21 protein-coding genes, 1 tRNA gene, 1 rRNA gene, 1 pseudogene and 2 riboswitches are annotated in these 23,425 nt (G+C 37.3%); of the genes and pseudogenes, 15 read left to right on the forward strand and 9 right to left on the reverse strand.

Annotation, left to right across the window (positions count from 1 at the left end; all coding sequences use genetic code 11):
- Nucleotides 1–293: 293 nt before the first annotated feature.
- A 16S ribosomal RNA gene (locus ACSVDH_RS21995) occupies nucleotides 294–1,844 on the reverse strand.
- 381 nt (nucleotides 1,845–2,225) lie between these two features.
- A riboswitch (TPP riboswitch) is annotated at nucleotides 2,226–2,331 on the forward strand.
- Nucleotides 2,332–2,482: 151 nt separating this feature from the next.
- On the opposite strand from ACSVDH_RS21995, the gene thiT reads away from it, so the two are divergent.
- From thiT to ACSVDH_RS22015, 4 genes are all read left to right on the forward strand, one after another.
- Nucleotides 2,483–3,052, forward strand: a complete 570-nt coding sequence (gene thiT, locus ACSVDH_RS22000; protein ID WP_299094906.1) for an energy-coupled thiamine transporter ThiT — start codon at nucleotides 2,483–2,485, stop codon at nucleotides 3,050–3,052.
- Between the two features lie 126 nt (nucleotides 3,053–3,178).
- On the forward strand, nucleotides 3,179–3,973 hold the full coding sequence (locus ACSVDH_RS22005) for an SDR family oxidoreductase (RefSeq protein WP_439251872.1): 795 nt from the start codon (nucleotides 3,179–3,181) through the stop codon (nucleotides 3,971–3,973).
- Nucleotides 3,974–4,212: 239 nt separating this feature from the next.
- Entirely contained in the window at nucleotides 4,213–4,401 is a 189-nt protein-coding gene (locus ACSVDH_RS22010; protein ID WP_299094900.1) for a hypothetical protein, read from the forward strand.
- 135 nt (nucleotides 4,402–4,536) lie between these two features.
- Complete coding sequence (locus tag ACSVDH_RS22015; protein WP_439251871.1) at nucleotides 4,537–5,679, forward strand: gluzincin family metallopeptidase; 1,143 nt, start codon at nucleotides 4,537–4,539, stop codon at nucleotides 5,677–5,679.
- Here ACSVDH_RS22015 and ACSVDH_RS22020 read toward each other — a convergent pair.
- Nucleotides 5,676–6,575 (reverse strand): DMT family transporter, encoded by a 900-nt coding sequence (locus ACSVDH_RS22020; protein WP_439251870.1) that lies wholly within the window; start codon nucleotides 6,573–6,575, stop codon nucleotides 5,676–5,678. The genes ACSVDH_RS22015 and ACSVDH_RS22020 overlap by 4 nt on opposite strands.
- Nucleotides 6,576–6,754: 179 nt before the next feature.
- A complete protein-coding gene (locus tag ACSVDH_RS22025; protein WP_439251869.1) occupies nucleotides 6,755–7,555 on the reverse strand; it encodes a hypothetical protein in 801 nt (266 codons plus the stop codon).
- A 265-nt stretch (nucleotides 7,556–7,820) separates the two neighbouring features.
- Between ACSVDH_RS22025 and ACSVDH_RS22030 the strand changes: the two genes are divergently transcribed.
- From ACSVDH_RS22030 to ACSVDH_RS22040, 3 genes are all read left to right on the forward strand, one after another.
- Nucleotides 7,821–8,705, forward strand: coding sequence for a nucleoside hydrolase (locus ACSVDH_RS22030; RefSeq protein WP_439251868.1), 885 nt, complete (start codon nucleotides 7,821–7,823; stop codon nucleotides 8,703–8,705).
- 73 nt (nucleotides 8,706–8,778) lie between these two features.
- A complete protein-coding gene (locus ACSVDH_RS22035) occupies nucleotides 8,779–9,252 on the forward strand; it encodes a DinB family protein (RefSeq protein ID WP_439251867.1) in 474 nt (157 codons plus the stop codon).
- A 96-nt stretch (nucleotides 9,253–9,348) separates the two neighbouring features.
- On the forward strand, nucleotides 9,349–9,723 hold the full coding sequence (locus tag ACSVDH_RS22040) for a hypothetical protein (RefSeq protein WP_439251866.1): 375 nt from the start codon (nucleotides 9,349–9,351) through the stop codon (nucleotides 9,721–9,723).
- A gap of 91 nt (nucleotides 9,724–9,814) precedes the next feature.
- Here ACSVDH_RS22040 and ACSVDH_RS22045 read toward each other — a convergent pair whose 3' ends face one another.
- Together ACSVDH_RS22045 and ACSVDH_RS22050 are read right to left on the reverse strand one after the other, a co-directional pair.
- Entirely contained in the window at nucleotides 9,815–11,656 is a 1,842-nt protein-coding gene (locus tag ACSVDH_RS22045; protein ID WP_439251883.1) for an ABC transporter ATP-binding protein, read from the reverse strand.
- A gap of 5 nt (nucleotides 11,657–11,661) precedes the next feature.
- Complete coding sequence (locus tag ACSVDH_RS22050; protein ID WP_439251865.1) at nucleotides 11,662–13,389, reverse strand: ABC transporter ATP-binding protein; 1,728 nt, start codon at nucleotides 13,387–13,389, stop codon at nucleotides 11,662–11,664.
- Nucleotides 13,390–13,648: 259 nt separating this feature from the next.
- Here ACSVDH_RS22050 and ACSVDH_RS22055 point away from each other — a divergent pair.
- The 6 genes from ACSVDH_RS22055 (at nucleotide 13,649) to ACSVDH_RS22080 (ending at nucleotide 18,117) form a co-directional block, all read left to right on the forward strand.
- Nucleotides 13,649–13,721, forward strand: a tRNA-Ala gene (locus ACSVDH_RS22055).
- A 344-nt stretch (nucleotides 13,722–14,065) separates the two neighbouring features.
- Entirely contained in the window at nucleotides 14,066–14,227 is a 162-nt protein-coding gene (locus tag ACSVDH_RS22060) for a hypothetical protein (protein ID WP_439251864.1), read from the forward strand.
- A gap of 258 nt (nucleotides 14,228–14,485) precedes the next feature.
- On the forward strand, nucleotides 14,486–15,370 hold the full coding sequence (locus tag ACSVDH_RS22065) for a protein kinase domain-containing protein (RefSeq protein ID WP_439251863.1): 885 nt from the start codon (nucleotides 14,486–14,488) through the stop codon (nucleotides 15,368–15,370).
- A 224-nt stretch (nucleotides 15,371–15,594) separates the two neighbouring features.
- Nucleotides 15,595–16,041 carry an NUDIX hydrolase gene (locus ACSVDH_RS22070; protein WP_439251862.1) on the forward strand — a complete coding sequence of 149 codons (447 nt, stop codon included), beginning with the start codon at nucleotides 15,595–15,597 and terminating at the stop codon, nucleotides 16,039–16,041.
- 265 nt (nucleotides 16,042–16,306) lie between these two features.
- Nucleotides 16,307–16,474 (forward strand): hypothetical protein, encoded by a 168-nt coding sequence (locus ACSVDH_RS22075; RefSeq protein ID WP_439251861.1) that lies wholly within the window; start codon nucleotides 16,307–16,309, stop codon nucleotides 16,472–16,474.
- Nucleotides 16,475–17,166: 692 nt separating this feature from the next.
- Nucleotides 17,167–18,117, forward strand: coding sequence for a DUF3231 family protein (locus tag ACSVDH_RS22080; RefSeq protein ID WP_439251860.1), 951 nt, complete (start codon nucleotides 17,167–17,169; stop codon nucleotides 18,115–18,117).
- Nucleotides 18,118–18,359: 242 nt separating this feature from the next.
- Here the strand turns inward: ACSVDH_RS22080 and ACSVDH_RS22085 are convergent, their stop codons facing one another.
- Complete coding sequence (locus tag ACSVDH_RS22085) at nucleotides 18,360–18,542, reverse strand: IS3 family transposase (RefSeq protein ID WP_439251859.1); 183 nt, start codon at nucleotides 18,540–18,542, stop codon at nucleotides 18,360–18,362.
- Between the two features lie 274 nt (nucleotides 18,543–18,816).
- Entirely contained in the window at nucleotides 18,817–19,980 is a 1,164-nt protein-coding gene (locus ACSVDH_RS22090; RefSeq protein ID WP_439251858.1) for an AbfB domain-containing protein, read from the reverse strand.
- 1,892 nt (nucleotides 19,981–21,872) lie between these two features.
- Between ACSVDH_RS22090 and ACSVDH_RS22095 the strand changes: the two genes are divergently transcribed.
- Complete coding sequence (locus ACSVDH_RS22095; RefSeq protein ID WP_439251882.1) at nucleotides 21,873–21,995, forward strand: stage II sporulation protein P; 123 nt, start codon at nucleotides 21,873–21,875, stop codon at nucleotides 21,993–21,995.
- Nucleotides 21,996–22,413: 418 nt separating this feature from the next.
- Nucleotides 22,414–22,497, forward strand: a riboswitch (cyclic di-GMP riboswitch).
- 28 nt (nucleotides 22,498–22,525) lie between these two features.
- Nucleotides 22,526–22,657, forward strand: a complete 132-nt coding sequence (locus ACSVDH_RS22100) for a hypothetical protein (protein WP_439251857.1) — start codon at nucleotides 22,526–22,528, stop codon at nucleotides 22,655–22,657.
- 60 nt (nucleotides 22,658–22,717) lie between these two features.
- Here ACSVDH_RS22100 and ACSVDH_RS22105 read toward each other — a convergent pair whose 3' ends face one another.
- Both ACSVDH_RS22105 and ACSVDH_RS22110 read right to left on the reverse strand, forming a co-directional pair.
- Nucleotides 22,718–22,849, reverse strand: coding sequence for a DUF2116 family Zn-ribbon domain-containing protein (locus ACSVDH_RS22105; protein WP_439251856.1), 132 nt, complete (start codon nucleotides 22,847–22,849; stop codon nucleotides 22,718–22,720).
- Nucleotides 22,850–22,960: 111 nt separating this feature from the next.
- A pseudogene (locus ACSVDH_RS22110) lies at nucleotides 22,961–23,077 on the reverse strand (site-specific DNA-methyltransferase); the annotation flags it as partial.
- Nucleotides 23,078–23,425 lie beyond the last annotated feature (348 nt).

Genomic DNA, 23,425 nt, shown 5'->3' on the forward strand with positions numbered 1-23,425 from the left:
TCCGCTCCTCGACCACTCGTCGCCTCGAACTTCTCGCTTCTCCTTTGTCTCAAGACATAAGTGCTTACTTAATGTCCTGATTAAACATAATTAAGAGAATCACTAAACTAAGCGTTTAAACTCAGTGAATTACTTGAATTGTTATTATCGTTATCTAGTTTTCAAGGAACATAAAGCACAGGATGCACAAATGCTATAAGCATTTAAACTCCTATGTCTTTTTTACATATAATGAAAGATCTTGATGATCTCTCAAAACTAAACAAAAACCAAGCGAGCCTCATTTTCCTTAGAAAGGAGGTGATCCAGCCGCACCTTCCGATACGGCTACCTTGTTACGACTTCACCCCAATCATCTGTCCCACCTTAGGCGGCTGGCTCCTTGCGGTTACCCCACCGACTTCGGGTGTTACAAACTCTCGTGGTGTGACGGGCGGTGTGTACAAGGCCCGGGAACGTATTCACCGCGGCATGCTGATCCGCGATTACTAGCGATTCCGGCTTCATGCAGGCGAGTTGCAGCCTGCAATCCGAACTGAGAATGGTTTTATGGGATTGGCTTGACCTCGCGGTCTTGCAGCCCTTTGTACCATCCATTGTAGCACGTGTGTAGCCCAGGTCATAAGGGGCATGATGATTTGACGTCATCCCCACCTTCCTCCGGTTTGTCACCGGCAGTCACCTTAGAGTGCCCAACTGAATGCTGGCAACTAAGATCAAGGGTTGCGCTCGTTGCGGGACTTAACCCAACATCTCACGACACGAGCTGACGACAACCATGCACCACCTGTCACTTCGTCCCCCGAAGGGGAACCTTCTATCTCTAGAAGTAGCGAAGGATGTCAAGACCTGGTAAGGTTCTTCGCGTTGCTTCGAATTAAACCACATGCTCCACCGCTTGTGCGGGCCCCCGTCAATTCCTTTGAGTTTCAGTCTTGCGACCGTACTCCCCAGGCGGAGTGCTTAATGCGTTTGCTGCAGCACTAAAGGGCGGAAACCCTCTAACACTTAGCACTCATCGTTTACGGCGTGGACTACCAGGGTATCTAATCCTGTTCGCTCCCCACGCTTTCGCGCCTCAGCGTCAGTTACAGACCAGAGAGTCGCCTTCGCCACTGGTGTTCCTCCACATCTCTACGCATTTCACCGCTACACGTGGAATTCCACTCTCCTCTTCTGCACTCAAGTTCCCCAGTTTCCAATGACCCTCCACGGTTGAGCCGTGGGCTTTCACATCAGACTTAAGAAACCGCCTGCGCGCGCTTTACGCCCAATAATTCCGGACAACGCTTGCCACCTACGTATTACCGCGGCTGCTGGCACGTAGTTAGCCGTGGCTTTCTGGTTAGGTACCGTCAAGGTACCGCCCTATTTGAACGGTACTTGTTCTTCCCTAACAACAGAGCTTTACGACCCGAAGGCCTTCTTCGCTCACGCGGCGTTGCTCCGTCAGACTTTCGTCCATTGCGGAAGATTCCCTACTGCTGCCTCCCGTAGGAGTCTGGGCCGTGTCTCAGTCCCAGTGTGGCCGATCACCCTCTCAGGTCGGCTACGCATCGTTGCCTTGGTGAGCCGTTACCTCACCAACTAGCTAATGCGCCGCGGGTCCATCTGTAAGTGGTAGCAAAAGCCACCTTTCAACTTCGAACCATGCGGTTCGAAATGTTATCCGGTATTAGCTCCGGTTTCCCGGAGTTATCCCAATCTTACAGGCAGGTTACCCACGTGTTACTCACCCGTCCGCCGCTAATCATCGGGAGCAAGCTCCCTCAGATTCGCTCGACTTGCATGTATTAGGCACGCCGCCAGCGTTCGTCCTGAGCCAGGATCAAACTCTCCAATAAAGAGTTGATATAGCTCATAATAATGTACTATTTTAGTACGTTGTTTGTTAATCGAAATTAACGTTGGCACGCTTGGTTTTGTTTAGTTTTCAAAGATCATTTGTTATATCTTCTCGCCAGAAGCGACCTTCTCAATATATCATCTTACTGAATGCTTGTCAACTTTTTTTTATAAATGAAAAATTGTAATGTTGTTTATTCGCACTTCAGCAGCGGCGTTTTTTAATATAACACAGCAAAAAATATATATCAAGTACTTTTTTGTTTTCATTATTTTCTTTGTATTTTAGATTCTCAGTCATACTTTTAGTAATATTAATTCAAGCTTGCTTAATCGAAATAGTTTAAGGTATAGTAAAAATCAAAATAAAATAAATGCATATATACCACAAGGGGAGCCAGTGGCTGAGATTGAACAATTTGGAATTGTTCTGACCCTTTGAACCTGTTAGTTAGCACTAGTGTAGGGATGTGGATGGTTATAAATTAGAAGCAATGAATGGTACCATCAATCCAATTCCAATCATTGCTTTTTTGTATTTCCATTCGAAAAGTAGTCATTTTTTCTTCTATTAATATTAGTAACAGCTTTGGCAGCCTATTGGTTTTATGCAAGGAGAGAGGTTTTTAGTTTGCAAGTGAATCAACGATTATTATTTTTAATTGAGGTAGCAATGTTATCTGCATTGGCCTTCCTTTTGGATTTATTATCAGGGATAATCGGAAAACTCCCACAAGGTGGTTCGATTTCTTTAGGTATGATTCCTGTTTTTATTATGGCTTATCGCTGGGGAATAAAGGGAGGGCTATTAACAGGGCTTTTATTAGGATTTCTGCAAGCTGTCCTAGGAAACCCATATATTATTCATCCAGTCCAAGGGTTTCTTGATTACTATTTAGCTTTTACAGTTGTTGGTTTTGGCGGAATTTTCTTAAAGCAGGTTCGTCAAGCTTTACTAAATAAAAAACGTAAATCGGTAATATTGTTCATAATTCTTGGCACTTTTCTCGGAGGAGTACTCCGACTTATTGTTCATGTCATAGCAGGAGTTTTCTTTTTTGCTTCCCTTACTCCAGAAGGAATGCCCGTATTGCTTTATTCGATTGCGTATAATGCATCCTATATGATTCCAACCATTATCGTTTCTGCCATCGTTATTAGTTTTTTATTATTAACTGCACCTCGTTTAATTACAAAAAGACAATAATGCAAATGGGTCTGTCTCTCTTATGTGACAGGCCTTTTTTTGCGTTTTTAAATTACAAATTTTCTATTAAGTAAAAGTTAATTTTCTAGAGATACTAGTATACAAATAATTTTTTTGGAGGTCCATATGATTACTTTTGAGCATAAAAAGTTTGCGAATAAGGTAGCAGTAGTAACTGGCGGCAGCTCAGGAATAGGCCGAGCAGCTGCCATCCATTTGGCAAAACAAGGAGCAAAGATTTGTCTTATGGATATAAAAGAAGAGAATGCAGAAAAGGTCAAGAAGGAAATCGAAGAATTTCAGGGAGAGGCAATCATTGCTGATGTCGATCTATCCGACCAAAAACGGGTAAAGGCGGGAATTGAAGAAGCGATAGAAAATTGGGGAGGATTAGATATAGTGTTTGCAAACGCAGGAATAAATGGAGTTCTTGCTCCAATTGAAGATTTAAACCCAGAAGACTGGGATAAAACGATTCACACAAATTTAAAAGGTACTTTTCTAACGGTTAAATATGCTATTCCGAAAATGAAAGAAAAAGGCGGGAGCATTATTATTACCAGCTCTATTAACGGAAGCCGCGTATTTTCAACCTCCGGAATGTCAGCCTATAGTACATCTAAAGCAGGACAAATCGCTTTTGCAAAAATGGCAGCATTGGAGTTGGCCCAATATAAAATTAGAGTAAATGTTATTTGTCCTGGAGCAATCGAAACGAATATTGGAAAAAATACCAAGAAAACACCTGAGGTTAATAAGATTGAAATACCTGTAGAATACCCTAAGGGAAGCCAGCCATTGGAACATGGTCCAGGAAAACCAGAGCAAGTTGCCAAACTCGTTTCCTTCCTCGCCTCTGACGAATCGAGTCACATTACCGGAACTGAAATTTTTATTGATGGAGCAGAATCGCTGTTATAAAAAAGACATAGCAACATTACAAATCGAAAGGGGAGCTGCCTTAAAAGGGCATCTCCCATCCTTATTATAGTAGCAGCAGGTTGCCTTCCTTCTTCTCTACCTTCCCCTTCTCTCTAATCATATTTACGATTAATAGAGTTTACCCTTTCTAGGAAAAAACCTAATAAAGTTATCATATTTTCCGATGTTCTAGCATGTATTAATAGAAAGAATAGAACGAAAAAGCGGAGGACTTGATGATGAATATTTCATTTGCACTCATGTTACTAACATTTTTCTTATCATTATTCCATTTCTCTTACGGTTATAAAGAAGCGATTCGGATTAGTAATGAAGAGGGGCCTGTTCAAGGATTGGCTGTGATTGTCTGCATGCCTCTCGGCTTTACTTTTGCTTATTTATCATCGATTTTTTATCAGCAAGTTTAATACCTACTAGTTTAAGGCGTTGTGCATCACGCATAACGTCTTTTTTCTTTCAAAAATTTAATAGCAAATTTCATGATTTTTTCCAACGTTGCCTCATAAATATGAGTAAAGATACATCGTATTTAGGAGGTCAAATTGAAGATATTTATCACTTTTATAAAAAACCTGGTTTACTCCATTATTTCATTTATCGTGATTTTTGTTAGTTTAATAGGCTTATTTTTATTTATGAACATAAACATAAACCTTATTTTTAGCATAATCTTAGTACTTCTTTCATTTACGCTTTTTTGTTATTGCCTATATGCATTTATCAGCATAAAAAAGGATTTTCATCTTCTTTTCCTAAAGGGAATTAGCGGGCTCATTTCCCTTTGTTGCTTATCCATCGTATTTACGTTAATGAGCGTATTCTTCTTTTCCATCAACTTCATGATTTCTACAGAGCTTGGCAAAAACCTTACGATAGATGAAAAAGTCGGACTTTATATGCTGCCGTTTCAAGAAAACGAAACCCCGCCAATCGATTATCTAGCAATGAAGGAAAATAAATTAATAAAAACATATCGAAATGTGAATATCTATTATCAACCACATGAAAGGGAGCTTTTGCCTATCATTGAAGGTATTCTTGAAAAAGCCGATTCGATAACGACAAGTTTATTTGGTCGTATTAAGGATAATAAGATTGACCTAATCCTTCACTCATCTTCAGAAGATCTTTATAAGAAAACCTCTCTTATTGAGACAATGGGTTATTTTGATGATCCGAATAATACTGTCGGAGTGGCCATTTCTGATTTAGACGAGATTTTAGCTAATCGTATGCCAGGCTCGTTTTACTTCCAGAGTACCATCATGCATGAGTACACACATTACCACTTACAAGCATTTATAAAAGAGCAAGGCCTTTTTGTTAATAGAATTCCATTATGGTTTCACGAAGGTGTTGCCGAATACATTGCTATGTATGACGTTACACACCGTTATTATCCATTTCAAGAAACGTCCTTTGAAAAGCTTGAAACACATGATGAGTGGGAAAAATACCGGTTAAAAGATTACGATGTCTACCTGCAAAGCTATTATGCAATAAAATTTTTAACAAATACATATGGAGAAGCAATGATTAAGAAGATTATTGTTGAAACAGCTGAGGCGAACGATTTTCATAAGGGATTTACTCGAGCAACCGGGATCACTATTGATGATTTACAAACGAATTATTTAGAAGAAGCAAAGCAATCGACTAATTTTAAAGAGCCTGCAGCTAATTAGCTAACAGGCTTTAATTCTTTTTTAGAAAGCCGATTTTCTAGCAAAAATAATGTAATTCCGACCATAATTATAGATCCGCCAAATACTTGTGATAGAATCACATTTTCGCCAAGGACATAATAGGCTAGGATAATAGCCCCAACAGGCTCAAATAAGATCATGACTGAAACCAAATTTGTACTCACCCATTTTATTGACCAATTAAAAAGAGAATGTCCTAATAGCGTTGGGACAATTGCAAGCACTAAAAAATAATACCAATCAGTCACCGGATAAGGTGCTAATGGATATTGGAATAGCAAGCAATATATAAGCAATGTTAGCGAGCTGATTCCATAAACAATAAAGGTATATAAGGTTAAAGAATGGCGCTTTCTAATTCCTTGACCAAATAGCAAATACGCCGTGATCAATGCACATGCGGCAAGAGCTAAGACATCACCAAACAATGCAAGACCACTGATTTGAAAGTCACCCCAGCTAATGACAACGCTCCCAGCAATGGCAATGATACCGCTAACTGCTGCAATTCCCGAAACTTTTTCTTTAAAAAACAAATAGGTCCCAATAAACGAAAATAACGGCTGTAGCGTTACAAGCACAACAGAACTCGCAACAGAAGTAAAGTTCAAGGATTCAAACCATAAGATAAAATGGAATGCTAATAATACGCCTGCTATCGTCGAATATACCCAATCCTTCTTAGCCATGCCTTTTACCTCATTTATGCATTTCCAAAAAAATAGCGGTGCAATAAGGATTGTTGAAAAAAGTAAGCGATAAAAGGCAATAACAGGTGCTGGAGCTAATGTAAGCTTCACAAAGATTGCCGAAGTTGAGACGGCAATAACTCCAATCACAAGCGCGATATATGGATAGAAACGATAAGAATTCATGATTTGCCTCTCCTACTCTTTATGATAAACCTTACCTATTCTACCATGAAAAGAACGAGGAGTAGGAGCAAAATTTGTTGATGAAATGAAATATTTTCCCAGTCCAACTTTTTCCACATTAATAAAGCCTACAAGCTCAAAAAGCCCCTTCTTTGCAGAGTTTTTTGAGCTTATCTACACTATTCTTGTTCTTTTTTATTATGTTCGCTTGATTTCCCTTTATGAAAGCCGCCTTTATGTCCGCCAAAATAAAAACCTCTTTCCCCATCAAACGGGAAAAGCTTTTGTTTCTTTGCTTCTTCGGCATGGTTGGTGAACACTTCCTCCATGATTTCATGGGTGGATTTATTCCTAGTATCAATACCTAGCTTTTTAGCAGTTTGCAGGATTTTTTTATCAATAACTTCTTTAATCAGCTCCTTCTCTTGCTTTCCATCTGGATTAATCCCCAATTCCGCTGCATCTTTTTTGAGGATAGCAAGGCGAACCTCTTTTGCAAGCCCTTCTAAATCTTTACCTTTAGTGCCAATTTTTAATTCTTTCGCTTTGTTTACAATAAGTGTTTCTCTTACTTCATATGCCAGTTCATTCAAGTCTTTGCCCTCAATTGAAATACCGAGCTCTTTTGCTTTATTTTGAAGGCGAATTTTTCTTACCTCATTTGCTAATGTCTTAAAATCCTTCCCATCTGTTTCAATCCCAAGCTTTTTTGCCTCTTGTTTCAAATATGCCATATGAACTTCTTCTGCCAGTGCTCGTGCATCCTTGCCCTCGGTCTTAATTCCTAACTTTTCTGCTTGCTTCCTATAGAATTCCACATGTTTCTCGGGGTTTTTATGCATATGCCCATGTCCAGCAAATTCTACCTCTCCTTTAACATCTTCAACTGATTGATTTTCTCCTGCTAAAACAGGATTGGCTGAAATAATGCCTATAGCCAAAGCACCAGAAAAGACAATCGTAAATATTTGTTTTTTCATGTTCTTAACCTCCATACATCAATTATTTTATGTGAGTTGACTTTGACCCTAACGCTAAGATTGTGTCCCAAAATGCTCCATTATCCTTCCGCAGCTTCTGTCATCTCCATTTGGTAGCATTTCCAAAAAATATGAATAAATGATGAACAATCTATTTCTTATTTATTAAATTGAAGGAAACATTGCTTTATCGCTTAGAAATAAAGGAAGTTTTCTTCAAATAGTCGAAAAAATAACTATTATCCAATGGATTGGAGAGGTCTAAATGAAGAAAATATTACTCGACACAGATATCGGCGGAGATATTGATGACGCTTTATGCCTGGCCTATCTGCTACGGCAGCCACTATGTGAGATAGTGGGAATCACAACAGTAGGAGGCGAAGTAGAAAAAAGAGCGATGATAGCGGATGCTATTTGCAAAGCAGCTGGAGAAAACATATCGATTTATGCAGGAGCAGAACAGACAATGCTTCCAAATAGCCTGTATCCTATACCAGATGGTGCGGCTAAATTAACATATTGGGCCCATGAGACATCCTTTAAAAAGAATCAAGCGGTAGACTTTATGCGGAAAACCATTCGGGCAAATCCACATGAAATCTCCCTTTTAGCGATTGGCCACCTTACAAATATCGCCCTGCTCTTTTTGGTTGATCCTGAAATCCCCAGCTTACTTAAAGAGCTTTACATAATGAGCGGAGTGTTTTCGGATGAGCTGGAAGCCAGCATGGATATGCCAATGGCAAACTGGAATTCATGGATTGACCCTCATGCATGTGCAGTTGTTTACAATACAAATGTACCGATCCACAAAACCTTTGGTCTGAATATAACATCAGAATTAGTGCTAACTCGGGATGATAAATTTAATCTATTTAATACAAATTTAATGAAAGCAGTCGAAGATTTTGGATCGCCATGGCTTGAAAATAACAAGATGACTTTTCACGATCCTCTAGTTGCAGCTTGTTTATTTGAGCCACAGCTTTGCAAATATCAGCGCGGTTTTATTCAGGTAGAAAGTTACAATCAACAGAAGCTAGGAATGATGAGTTTTTTGGAAGATGCCAGAGGCAACTGTGAAATTGCAACATCTGTAGATCGATATGGCTTTTTTGAGCATTATGTTTCAATCAGTTGCAAATAGTCGATTTTACTCTTTTTTACGAACGTATTTTCGGTTATAATTAAATTAACATATTGTACCAGGAGGAATGTTTTTGAACTCGATAGACCTTGTTATTTTCAACTTAGAGGAAGTACGAAGAAGAAGCATAAAAGTATGGTCACTTATACCAGATGACTACTTGGATTGGAGGCCTGATCAAGAAGCTATGTCATGCATTGAGATGATACGTCATGTATTAGAGAGTGAACATTACTACCACTTGGCGATAAATAATCGAGGAAGCTTGAATGAATTTATTTCTCCATTTGAAAACCAGCCACTCATAGCAGTGAAAAATGAATTAGCATTTGCCGAACCATTTAGAAAAGAATTTTTGAAAACAATAAGAGAATTTAACGAAGAGGGTTTATCTGAAATAAAAATTGATCGTTCATCTGATGCAGGGTATATCCGGAGCTTAGGTGATATGCTTTTACGGATTGCCTACCATGAATCAATACATACCGGCCAGCTGCTTGATTATTTAAGAAGTGCTGGTGTCCCTAGAGCAAAAATATGGGATTAGAATATTAATTTGTAATGCTTTTTATTTCCCCATAAAAAGTTGTAACTTAACTTTTACTAGACGAATATCATGTTTGTTGAAAGGAGATGGGGAAAGATGACTGTTGAAGAATTTTACTATCAAGACGAATTAGATCAAAGGAATTTATATGATAAGTGCAAACGTTATATGTACCATCATGTAATGATGACGATGAATGATGGCAGCACATTTGATGGAATTATTGAAGATGTGAATGAAAATGGTATGACTGTTTTAGTCGGTGAGGATGCAACGGAGCGTGAAGACCTGGAAGAAGATCGACAATTTTATGGTTATGGCTACGATTATAATTATGGCAGACCTAGAAGAAGATTTAGGCGCTTTAGACGGAGATTTTTCCCTATCGCAGCCTTAGCTGCCTTAGCATTATTACCTTATGTTTATCCATATCCATACCCGTATTATCCGCCTTACTACCCATACTATTAATATGGACGACTAACATAAAGAGCCAGCATCCATAAAATGTCGGCTCTTTATTTAAGTATTTTACATACCATACGGTTTTGTTAAAAGCAGATCAGGAAGCTGACTCTTTTTGCGCAAACTGGCCTTCATATAATTCTGCGTAAAATCCGCCTTTGGCAAGTAGTTCTTCATGTGACCCTTTTTCAATAATATCTCCGTGATTCATTACAAGAATAAGGTCGGCATCACGAATTGTTGATAACCGATGAGCAATAACGAAGCTTGTTCTTCCCTCTAATAGCTTAGTCATCGCTTTTTGAATTTTCATTTCGGTCCGTGTATCAACACTGCTCGTCGCTTCATCTAGGAGAAGGATTTTCGGTTTGGCAATGATTGCCCGGGCAATCGTCAACAGCTGCCGTTGTCCTTGCGATAGATTGGCAGCATCCTCTCCCAGCACCGTGTCATAGCCATCTGGCAAGGTCCGGATAAAGTCATCTGCATAAGCCTTTCTTGCTGCATCCACAATTTCTTCTTCAGTAGCTCCATCGCGGCCATAGGCAATATTTTCGCGAATCGTTCCATTAAATAGCCACGTATCCTGCAGCACCATCGCATAGAGACTGCGAACCTGTTCCCTTGACATATCTGTTAGGCTGACATCATCTATTTTAATCGCTCCCTCATCAAGCTCATAAAATCTCATCAAAAGATTTACTATCGTTGTTTTACCGGCACCAGTCGGACCAACAACGGCAACCGTCTGCCCCGCTTTTACTTCAAGACTTACATCGTTAATAATCGTATGATCTTTTTCATATCCGAATCGTATATGATCAAACACAACAGCACCTTGAAGCTTCTCAATATCAATAGATGAAGCATCTTCCTGCTTTTCTTCAGGTTCATCTAAAAGATGAAAAACACGTTCTGCGGAAGCAATCGCTACTTGAATCATATTGGCAATCCCAGCTGCCTGTGCCAATGGATGTGAAATTTGCTGGGTGTATTGGATAAACGCTTGTACGTCACCCACCCGCATGTTTCCATTTATAACGAGAAGTCCGCCTGAAATCGAAACGATGATAAATCCCAGATTCCCAACAAATCCCATCAAAGGCATCATCAGTCCTGAAATAAACTGTGCCCTCCAGCTGGAATGATATAACCGATCATTAATCACATCAAATTCAGCGATTGATTTTTTCTCATGTCCAAATGCCTTAACAACCTGATGACCCGTAAACATTTCTTCAATATGACCATTAATGATACCAAGCTCCTCTTGCTGTTTGACAAAGTGCTTTTGCGAAAACCTTGTCACAAATTGTGCGACCATTAAGCTTAAGGGAATCGTAATCAAAACCACTAAAGTTAACAGCGGACTGATGACAAGCATCATGATAATAATGCCAATAATCGAAATCACAGAGTTGATTATTTGGCTTAGTGCCTGTTGAAGCGATGTATTAATATTATCAATATCATTGACAGCCCTGCTTAATAAATCCCCATGAGAATGCTTGTCAAAATAACTGAGCGGCAGCCTAGCGAGCTTCTCATTCACTTCTTTTCGTAAGGTGGAAACAGTTCGTTGCGAAACTCCAGCCATTACATATTGCTGAATATAGGCAAACAAGGAAGAAAGAAGATACAAACCAATTAATAACAGAAGAATTCTTCCAATGAACGCAAAATCAATTGATGTCCCTGATGTAAAGCTTTCAAAAACAGATGAGGTTGCATCTCCTAACAGCTTAGGGCTGACCACGTTAAATAAGGTCGAAAAAACTGCTGCAACGGCAACGAGGATCATCCGATTTTTCCACGGCTTTAAATAACTAAGCAGCCGTTTGAACGTTTTCTTAAAATCCTTTGGTTTTTCCACGACCATACCAGGACCTGGTCCATGGCGCATTCCTCCACCCATTGGGGTGCCGCTTGGACGTCTCATTCCACTCATGCACTCACCTCCCCGCTTTCTTGTGATGCGACAATTTCTTGATAAATGGCATTTTCCTTTAGAAGTACTTCATGTGTTCCAATCCCAGCAATTTCCCCTTCATTTAAGACAATAATTTTTTCAGCGTCCTTAACGGTATTGACGCGCTGTGCAACAATGATAATGGTCGCACCTGAAGTTTCCGTTTTAAGTGCCTCACGAAGTTTGCTGTCCGTTTTATAATCAAGTGCTGAGAAGCTGTCGTCGAAAAGATAAATAGCCGGTTTTCTCACAAGTGCTCTGGCAATTGCTAGACGCTGCTTTTGTCCCCCTGAAAGGTTTGCACCAGCCTGCTCAAGACTACTTTCAATCCCATGTTCTCTTTTTTCAACAAATTCACTCGCTTGAGCAGTATCCAAAGCAGCATGTATTTCAGCCTCTGTTGCATCTTCTTTTCCATAGCGGATATTTTCAGCAATTGTCCCGCTGAACAAGCTCGGCTTTTGCGGAACATAACCAATTTTTCCACGAAGAGTGGATTGATGCATGTCTTTAACATTTACACCATCTATTAAAATTACGCCGTTATCTGTATCATAAAAACGCGGAATCAATTGCAGGAGCGTAGATTTCCCAGCACCGGTACTTCCAATAATCGCCGTTGTTTCACCAGGGCGGGCAGTAAAGGAGATCCCTTCAAGTACAGGCTTTTCCGCCCCTTCATATCGAAATGTAACATCCTTAAATTCAACAACCCCTTTGCCATGTTTAGTCGTTGCCTGTTTTTCCGGATCATGAATCATCGGACTAGTTGCTAACACTTCATTTAATCGCTTCGCAGATACTTGAGCGCGGGGAATCATAATAAATGCCATTGACAGCATGATCAAAGACATTAAAATCATCCCAGCGTATTGAATAAACGCCATTAAATTCCCAACCTGCATATCACCTTGTTCAATCCGAATGGACCCAAACCAGACGATAGCAATATTAGTGAAATTCATAATAATCAACATGATCGGGAACATTAACGCCATCAATTTCCCAACCTTAATCCCCGTATCTCGGAAATCTTCATTCGCAACATTAAAGCGGCTTCGTTCAAACTCGACACGGTTAAACGCTCTTACTACACGAATACCAGTTAATACCTCCCTTAGGATGAGCGTTAGACGATCTGTTTTTTTCTGTAATGCAGAAAAAAGCGGGATCGCTTTTCTTGCCACAATAAAAATAACCAATGCCAAAACAGGCAATGCAGCAAGGAAAACGAGTGATAATTGGGGATCACGCGAAACTGCAAGAAGTACGCCTCCAACAAGCATTAACGGAGCCCTTGTCATCATCCTCTGCATCATATTAATAACATCTTGAACAACCTTAACGTCATTCGTCGTTCTCGTAATCAATGACGCAGAACCAAACTTCTCATATTCCTGTAGAGAAAAATGTTCAATATGTACAAAAAGCTTTCTTCGCATGTCCCGGCCAAATCCTAATGATACCTTTGAAGCAAAATAACTGACCCCTACCATTAAAGAGATCGCCATCAACGAACAAAGCAGCATCCAGCCCCCTGTTTTCAAGATAAAAGGAACATCCTGATTCACAATCCCCACATCGACGATTTCCGCCATCAAGGTTGGCAAGTATAGTTCGAAGAGTATCGCAGCTAATGAAAAAAGAAAGACCAGGGTTAGCTGCCATTTGTATGGCTTTAGGTGTTTGAGCATTTCTAGCATTTGGTCACCTTCTTTTGTATGTAAAATTTTTCTTGGTACTTTGTATATACATTCTATTATAGTGGGTTTTATTCACCTATTGAAATATTTTGTTATTTAATTATTAATGATTAAGAAGAAGGAGTTCTGAGTGCGTTCTTTGGATAAATTATTTGTTATAGTTTCGCAAATAATCATTGCAGGGTTACGTTTCTATAATGTATAATATTTTCATATCGTTAAGTTCAGTAAAAGGTTACATAACGATACTTTTATCTACGGGGCATTAGCTCAGCTGGGAGAGCGCTACGCTGGCAGCGTAGAGGTCAGGGGTTCGAGCCCCCTATGCTCCATCTTCAAAAACCCTTGAATATCAAGGGTTTTTCTTATTTTCAAGCGACCTCTAAGTTTAGTAAAAATAGCAATTGTTGACGAATTGTTGACGTTTTATTAAATTGCCCCTCTACCTCTTTTAGGACATACAACAGTAAAGACATTATTTGAATAAATACATAACCCAATCCATATTGAATTGTATTTCATACCCTCTCAGATTTTCCAAGCATAATGAAAATTGAAATGTTAGATGATATGTTACTTTACTAAGAGAACGAATGAAGAAAACATAAAGGAGGAAGAAATTAAAAAGCAGCTCTCTTCCCTCCAACCTGTTAATGAAAAAATGAGTCCTAATGAAATGATCGAGGTTTTAAACAATGTTCGTGAAAATTGGGAACACATGGACTCAATTGAAAAGAAAATGTTACTTCAGATGCTCGTGAAAAGGATTGATTTAGATAAGATCGGTGATCGGCCGGTTGTTGAGAGTTTAACAATAACTAACATCGAGTTTTATTAATCTTCTTTTTACTAGTTGCTTCTTCAACTAAAGAAGCAGGTTAGCTTAATAAGAAAAGAGTTGCAATAGATTGAATTTACTTAATAATCTAAACTACATATGACTAAAAAATGGTATAATTTACATTAACCGATTGGAAGGAGGCGATGTTTTATGAAGAAGACAATGATACTTAATGGGGTTGCATTCAATTAAAAGGGTGAACGTATCATTGCCCCTATAAACTACGTGATCCCTATCAATAGGAGGATCATAATCGTGGAAAATGTAGAGCAAAAGAATTTAATTACAATTGCAATCGACAAAGTAAATTTTCAGTTACAAGAGGATCATAATTTTTTTTGGTTAAATAGTTTAGGGGATGTTTTTTGCGTATTCGATGTACAAGATTCAGGAAATATTAGTTTCGGATTAGAAAAAAACAACAAAAAGTTCTTCGTCAAATATGCTGGAGCAAAACCAATGGACTTTTCTGGTAATCCAAAAGATGCAGTTGACCGTTTGATTAAGGCAATACCAGTTTATAAAAAATTGGAACATCCAAATTTAATAAAACTAATTGACCATTTCCCCATTGAAAATGGATATGCAGCAGTATTTGAATGGTTTGAAGGTGAATGCCTGCATTCTCACTGGTCTTTTGCTGAAATACCTAAATATACTCACCCACAGTCACCGTTCTATCGTTTTAAGAATCTTGAAATTAAAAAACGAATTGATGCCCTTAATACAATTTTTGCTTTTCATACTTATGTAGAATCACAAGGATATGTTGCCGTAGATTTTTATGATGGAAGTATTTTATACGATTTTAAAAATCATCAAACAAAAATATGTGATATAGATTTTTATCGTAAAACACCTTCTGTAAATGATTTAGGGGAGCATTTTTGGGGTGCTACAAGATCTAAATCTCCAGAAGAGTTTACTCTAGGAAGTCCTATTGATTCAAAGACCAATGTTTTTACAATGGGAGCAATAGCATTTGGGTTGTTAGGTGGCGAAATGGATCACTCATTTTCAAAGTGGGAAGCTGACAAGAAATTATATGAGGTAGCAATTAAAGCTGTCGAAAAAGAGCGAGATAATCGTTACTCAACCGTTAAAGAATTTTATGAAGCGTGGAACATCGCTTTAAAATAATAATAAAGCTATGGGTGATACTTCGAAAAGGTAATCACCCATTTCTTTTTCACGTTATTACTCATTGTGAAGAATTATACTTAAAGTAACGGGTGCGATGCTTCAATAACGGGGGATCATTTTTTCCTTTTTTCAAGTAAAGGAGTAGGTTACTTCAAGAAGAACTTAATAAAATACAAAGAGAATTTAATCTAATAGTCTTTATACACAGAGGTGGAGAAATTATGGCTGGATACGTAATGGAATTAAGAAAACTAGTCGGCAGCAGACCATTAATTTTGGTTGGTTCTACTATTGTAGTTATGAATGATAAAAAAGAGATTTTATTTCAACATCGTTCTGAAACAAAAGAATGGGGTCTTCCAGGCGGGGCGATGGAAATTGGTGAAAGTCTAGAAGAAACTGCTGAACGTGAGCTTTTTGAGGAAACTGGATTAAAAGCAAAGAATTTTAAGTTTATTGAAATTCTCTCAGGGAAACACCTTTATTTTAAATATCCTCATGGTGATGAAATTTATAATGTTATATGTGTTTATTTAGCAGAAGGAATAAGTGGTGAATTAGCTATGAATGATGGTGAAAGTTTGGATTTAAAATACTTCTCCATAAATGAATTGCCCTCCCAAATTGATGAGAGAGCGAAGTTAATTATTGAAAAATATTTTATTTAGGTTCTATTGTTCGACTAACGGGTGTGATGCTTCAATAACGGAGGATCGCTTTTTCTTATTCAAGTAACGGTGCAGGATAGTTGAAGAAGGATTTTTAACTGATTGAACGAATTTTTTATTCAAGTAAAGTGCGCGATTGTGGAATAAAACTTAGATTTTTAAACGACTGAGGTTTACATTGCAGAGTTGCTAAAGGCGATTGGATACCTTTGACTTACATGGACACACTATATAAGTGAAAAAAGACCAGGCGGAGGTTTGTCCATTGGAAAATCTGCAAAATATTTTAAAGTATTATATTGAAGGAATCATGAATGACTACGAGATTAAAGACAGAGAAAAAGCCGAGTCGATTTTAGCGAATGCACTGCAGACTGAAGAGGCTGATGTTGCTATTACTGAACGGATTATCAATGCGATGCAAGGGAAGTAGTGTGCCTTCCCAAAAGGATAATGATAAAGCGAGCATATTATGCCAATGGATGCGGGATGTGTACGGAAAATTGTTGAACGAGGCAGTTGAATCTGGTTAAGCTGTTAAGGTAGACGTCCCATATACTGTTGAAGTTTTACTGGGTGCCTCTTCACAATTTTGACCTAAATATACAGGATCAGGGGATGTACATAAAACAGATATTGCAAGGCTTACAACTTATTTTCATTAATGGGCTGAAGAACCACTCTAGAGAATTTTAATTTGGGGAGAACCAACGGGTAGCATTAGTTAAACAAGTTAGTACTATGCATGGTCCTATTGTCCTGACTGGGTGTCTTGTAAAGACAATAGGACCATGCATTTATAAACTTTGATTAATTCTTACTTATTTAATATAGAGTTTATTGTTGTCTCCTCTAATTAAATCTTCACTTTAAAAAGCTTTAATCTTTAATACAAATAATGGAATTTTAGTTTTTAAAAAAAGTTGGGGAATTTTTTTAAAAAACAATGGATAAATATAATTTACATAAGAGACTTATAGGTAAAATTTTGAAAAAGACTTTTGACTTTCTGAAGGTTTTTTTACTTCTAATTCATCTAAACTTCTTTGTAACAGTAAGAATAAGTTTAACAAATATATCTCACCCTATAAAAAACTGTTTTTTTTTGAAAGGGTGTATTAGCTAATGGAAAAACACAATATCAAGTTATCATCTACAGAAATTGGGAGCTTGTGGAGTACATATATTTATAATAGTGCATCTATCTGTTTTTTTAAGCATTTTTTGCAACATCTACAAGATGAAGAAATTATATCAATAGTAAATGAGGCGTTAAACTTTTCTCAAACTCACATGAAAAATATCGAAAATATATTCAAAAAAGAGAAATTTCCGATCCCTCAGGGATTTTCTGACATTGATGTTAACTTTTCAGCCCCTGCACTATTTGGTGATTTATACGCTTTAAGTTTTGTATATGGAATGAGCAGAATAGGTTTATTCAATTATGGGATCCTTACTTCAAACGTAGCACGAGATGATGTACTTGAACTTTTCACTCAAATTCTTACTTCAACAAATGAGCTTTATAATAAATCAGTACGCTGCATGCTATCAAAAGGCATCTATGACAGACCTCCAATAATCCCTTATCCTCAAAAGGTAGAATTTATTGAGAAACAATCATTCTTGACAGGGTGGTTTGGTGAGCGAAGACCAATAAATTCAATAGAGCTCACAGAGATCTTTTTTAACATTGAAAGAAACTATTTTGGAATACTCTTATTATATGGTTTTATCCAAGTCGTGGACGATAAAGAAATCAATCAGTACTTAAAGAGGGGAAAAGATTTAGCTAATAAGCAAGTTGATAATTTTAACAATCTTTTAAAAGAAGAAGATTTGTTGGGGACGGTTCCAGTTGAAATGGAAGTGACAGACTCAAAAGTATCTCCATTTTCTAATAAATTAATCATGTTTTTGGTTACTACATTAAATTCTACGAGTTTTACATATTTTGGACATGCTTTGTCTGTTTCAATGAGAAGAGATTTAATTGCTAATTATTCTAAACTTTTGACTGAAGTGATGGCATATGCGGAAGATGGATTTAATATAATGATCGACAGAGGATGAATGGAAAGACCTCCTGGAGCACTTCAAAGATCTTGAATTTCACTATTTAACATTACTATAGCATAACTTTTAAGAATGAAATAATGTATACGGCATAATAAGGTATTTTCGTCATTAAAAGGATCTACAAAGGAAGATCTATCTATGATCCATTTTTGCTAAAACTCAAATTTTCAAGGAAAAAGACCAAATCCTTATGTATGATCTGTACCCTTAAAAATAGACAGTTTATAAAAATACCTTTATGCACTCAATAGATGGCCTCGGTATTGTTCCCGGGTCATCTTCTTTAATCCCCATTGATATCGGTACAAATTATAGTAAACCATATAATCTTCAATTACCCCTCTTAGCTGTGTGAGTGTTTTAGCCTCTGAAAGATCATTTACGTTTATACTCACATGATCTATTCTATTGATCTTCATATCTCATACCTCCTATGTTCCTGTTATTTTCAATACCTGTATTGGTGTAAGGTTTGTTTGAAATTATAATTCGCTTAAAACAGAAATTATCTTTCTTCAAAGTTAGCAGAAGAAAATCCCAAAGGATCGAATGAATACTCCATACATTTTTAGTTTACATAATGAAGCATTATAGGCACATAAATACTTTTTTTAAAAAAATAATATGCGAGATACAGGTATCTCGCATACATCTCTCTTTTGTTTCAAATATAATAGATCTCGGTCCCAGTAGCTACTGAATGAAGGGTCCCCGTCTCCTAAACGTGGCATCTTTTCGGCCTAAGTCATCATTTACAGACTCGACCCAGAGATTAAAATTCCGGTGGCGAATGAACCGATCAGGAAAATTCTTTGAACGAAATGAGACCAATTCTGGGTTTGTAGGGTCTGCAAGTCCAGGTACCATAGTAAAGGTTGAGTCTAAGTACCTAAGATTCCAATCCGGTGCATCGTAGATAGTGTGAAGCTTGAGGCGGAAGTTTTGATGTCGCAAGTAATGTGTTGGGAAATTAATGGATCGAAGTTGTCCTTCCGCTCCATACCTCCAATCACCTGTCCAATCAAATGTGGCATCCCTTCGGTCTAACTCACTTTGGATTGGAGTAAGTTCCCCAAGATAATTCTGGTGACGGATGAACCTATTTGGATAGTTTACGGACTCCAGAGAGATACGTGTAGCAGGAATTCTGGTGAGTTCGTAACGCATTTGAGCATTTGTATTCCCTGCTCCACATACCCTGGTGCCATTATACTGATTAGCATTAGGACCCGTTACCGTAATATTGCAACTATTATTACCGATAAATGGGTTATTCCAATAGGCTGTCATCTCAATTCCCTCACCAGCGTAGGTAATCCTTCCTTCCGTTCCAGTAGCTATACTCCAAGCGGAACTCGTTGCACCAAACACAAGTGTTTGACCTGGCGGAATTTCAGCAGTTGGAGTAGCCGCCCAACCACCATGATCTAGTTTTTCCCTAACCTTTCTCAAAGTTGTATTAGTATGGTTAGTGATTGTAAGGATTACGGACCTTGGTGCATTGATTGTACCTAGTGCACCTGAAACTGCATTAATCGCCCCAGCAACTTGACCTGCGGCCCCAGCAACTGCCAAAATACCTGCGATAACTCTAACGTCTTCGTAAGTACCTGTAATGGGATCGTACTCTCTTTGAACAAAATACGGATTCATTTCTGTTGGAGCTATATAGGGATATGTCTCGGTTGGTATTGTGTATGGGTACATCTGTGTTGGAACTTTATATGGATAAGATCCAGATCGAATTGAGTTGAGATAGACATACGGATGCGCAGTATTTAATCCAGAATAGTGATAGGGATTTATAAATGGTGAATACCCAAAATAAGGATAATGTCTAAATGCATTTGCATTCAAAATATGTTCCTCCTAAACTTGATTTTAGTTTTCATCCTAGTTTATTTGGATATGCAATTTTTTGTTGATTGTCTAATAAAAAAATTGTCTAAGTATAGATAAATATTGTTTTAAGAAGTATTTCTAACATCTAAAACGAATGCATATCGTATTCATCTGTAGTTAACATAATAGCAACTATAGGAAGATGAAAGAAATGATCGATTCATTGTATCCCTTGCGGCAGTTAGCGCCGTTCGTTCATTTGTGAACTGTGCATTTTATACGATTATACACAATTTTATACATCGCAGTGCTGGCGCGGAATCCAGCCGTTTCACATTCGCTTCATTGCGCTAAAATCTTGCATAAAGAGAAGCGCATTCCAGTGCATAAAATAGCGTATATTTATTGGCACATTTCTTGCTGGATAAGCGCCAGACCCCGAAGTTTTCCGACCCTGTCCGTTCAGAACACTTCTGCGGGTATTTTACCCCGACATCCTGCGCTTCCGTAACGTTAATTCCCAGTAAACGAATAGGAATTAAAACGTGTTACCCTTGTCACATCAGCATTCTGCGTATCTTATCGATCATCCAGCGCAATGTTACAAAATAAAAAAAACATCCCGGCGGCAGCATTGTGCTGCGCCAGAATGTCGTGTATTGTTACGATTCATTTTTCGATTGTATAAGAATATGACGGGACATTACGGAATGTTTATATTTGACAGTGTTTTGCTTTAAGGACTTGCGGCGTAGCGGTTCTGTACGATATAATGTCGACATATCGGAAAAATTGACAGATGACGATCCCTTGTCGTTATTGACTTTCGGACAGCGATCGTTGTTTTTATAACGTGCAAAAAGCTGGCAGCGTAGAGGTCAGGGGTTCGAGCCCCCTATGCTCCATCTTCAAAAACCCTTGAATATCAAGGGTTTTTCTTATTTCTAAAAACATCCTAAAAAGCTAGATTTCTCCCTTTGTTGGCAAACTCTATTTTTCTACTTAAATTGCACCTCCAACTTCTTTCAAAACATTTAAAAGTAACAGCATAAATTGAATTTGTTAATATCCTAAACCTGTATTCTGAATTTGTGCCATGCCCTCTCTGATTTACCCAGCATAAAAAAGAAACATCCACCGACAATTATTACGGATGCAACGGAAAAATTTACAGCAATCATTAAGTCTACGCTTAGATTTCAATGCATGAGCAAGAATATTAAAAAGCAGCTCTTCCCCCTCAAACCCGTTAATGAAAAATGAGTCCAAATGATAAAATAAAATAAAAACTGGCAAATGGGGGTGATTTAAAATGGATAACTGGCGGAGCATGGCGACGGGCAAGTTAATTGAAGAAGGAAAAATGGATTTCAAAGAAATCGTCTTTCGTAAAATATTGTTTTATTTCATAATAGAGGTTGGTATGGTTTAGAGTATATTAGGGCAAGGGAGATTAATATGACCCGTCAAAATATCAAAGAATATTTGTTTACTTTTGGAACTTTAACATTTTTATTTATGTCTGTTTATAGCTTTTACAAATGTAGATTGGCGTACTGAGACCTTAAATAACGTAAAATTATTTATTGCACCGTTTGGTATTTTGATGATAATGCAATTTATTAGGAGGTCTAATCCAGCCTTAGAAAATAAAGGATGGATTCTTATTTCTATTGCAATCATCTTTAGTATGATAACTTATACATGGTTAACGAGTGGGTGAAGGGTAGCATTAGTTAAACAAGTTAGTAACATGCATAGTCCAATTGACCTGACTGGGTGCAATACATTACAGATTCAGTCAACCAAGTAATGGCTTCTCTTACAAAAACTAATAAAGAAACGTCACCTGTCATTGAAAATAATACAGAAAAAAATCTACATCAAATGAAAATCCTCAAGTATTAATCTATCATACCCATGATACTGAATCCTTTACTCCATTATTAAATGTCAATGATCCTAATAAGGCTTTTGATAACAAGAAAAATATTACCTTAGTTGGAAATAGACTAGCTACAATCGCTTGAAGAAAATAATATTCAATCAATCCATGATAAAAAACAATGGCAAAACTTCCTTTTAGTTCCATTATATCAACTTCTAGTCTCATTGTACTAGGATCTATTTTTAATTCTTGTAGCCTCACAAAAACTCCTACCTATCGAATTATTTATGTAAAGGAAATTTTTACTTTTATGTAACATTATTATTGGAGGTTTTTATGAAGTATTTTCTAGGGATTCTCGTTACTCTAGCAGCTGTAAAATTAATACTATCAATAATAGGTATCGATATCCTTTAAAAAGTCAGGTTGGAGCCTGGCTTTTTTATTACAAAAACTCCTTAACTGTTCATTATCCAAATAACCATTTGTAGAAAAATGTTACAATAATACCATTTTTTATTTTTATGGGATATTGTATTATTCTAATTAGCACTAATCTATTTAGAAAAAGGCAAACCTTTTGAAAAATTGGGACGCAAAGCTCCAGGTCTAAGGTTTTTAACTAAGATGGCTGAGCTGCCTAAAATATGAAAATATTTTAGGAGGTCAACAGTGTTAAGAGCATTAATTGACGAGAAAGGTTTAGACAAAGATTGGATTTACATATTGATACATGCCCTTGAATTGGGTGTTACAGTTGATGAAATAATAGAATTCTTCAACCAAGAACCTAGACCTAAATAGGTCTTTTTTTATTGCAAAATTTCTTGAATAAGTTACTACATAATTTATGCGAACTGTTCACTAGCCTTTGTATTGTTTTTTGCAAGAAGCACTACAAAAATCATCATCTGCTTTAATTGGTTCACCGCAATTGATACAAAAATCAACACAATCTTCTTCGCATCCTGTTAACTTACAATACGGACATAACATCTTTCTTTCTCCTTTCTTACTGCACAATTTAAGTCAATTTCCCAAAGGAAAGGAACGTCCGCTTTCCCTTTCAATAATAGATAAATTTTAAAAACTAACTTTTTTATAGACACATGTGGTGGTACCGTAAGGTAAATCACATAGGATCATATCAATAGACTTATTATCTATTTGCTTCATCCCCTCAATGCAATCCATGTTATAAATTGTGTTTAAATCCAAACTCATTTACATTTTCCTCCCATAGCAATATAATAGGTTTAAAGGGAACGTTCGTTCTGATAAGAGAGGCCTGCTTAGCATATCTCTTTTTTTATCAAGCTGTTTTTTGTAGCAAGACTAGAGCAATTTTTATAAGTATAATCCTTTTTATATTCATCCGATAATTGTGGATTCTTGCTGATAAATGTCAAACTATTTGTATTTAAAATTTGAACTATTCATAGTACTATCAACATAAGATTACAAGATATAGAATTATAATATTAAGGAGTTGGTCTGGTTGAAAATTAAAGCCTTAATTTGTTTTTTTACCAGGAACCACAAATTCAGTTATTATTCTGACCACTGTGTTAG

This window comes from Metabacillus sp. Hm71 (genome assembly GCF_051842955.2).
Taxonomy (GTDB): domain Bacteria; phylum Bacillota; class Bacilli; order Bacillales; family Bacillaceae; genus Metabacillus.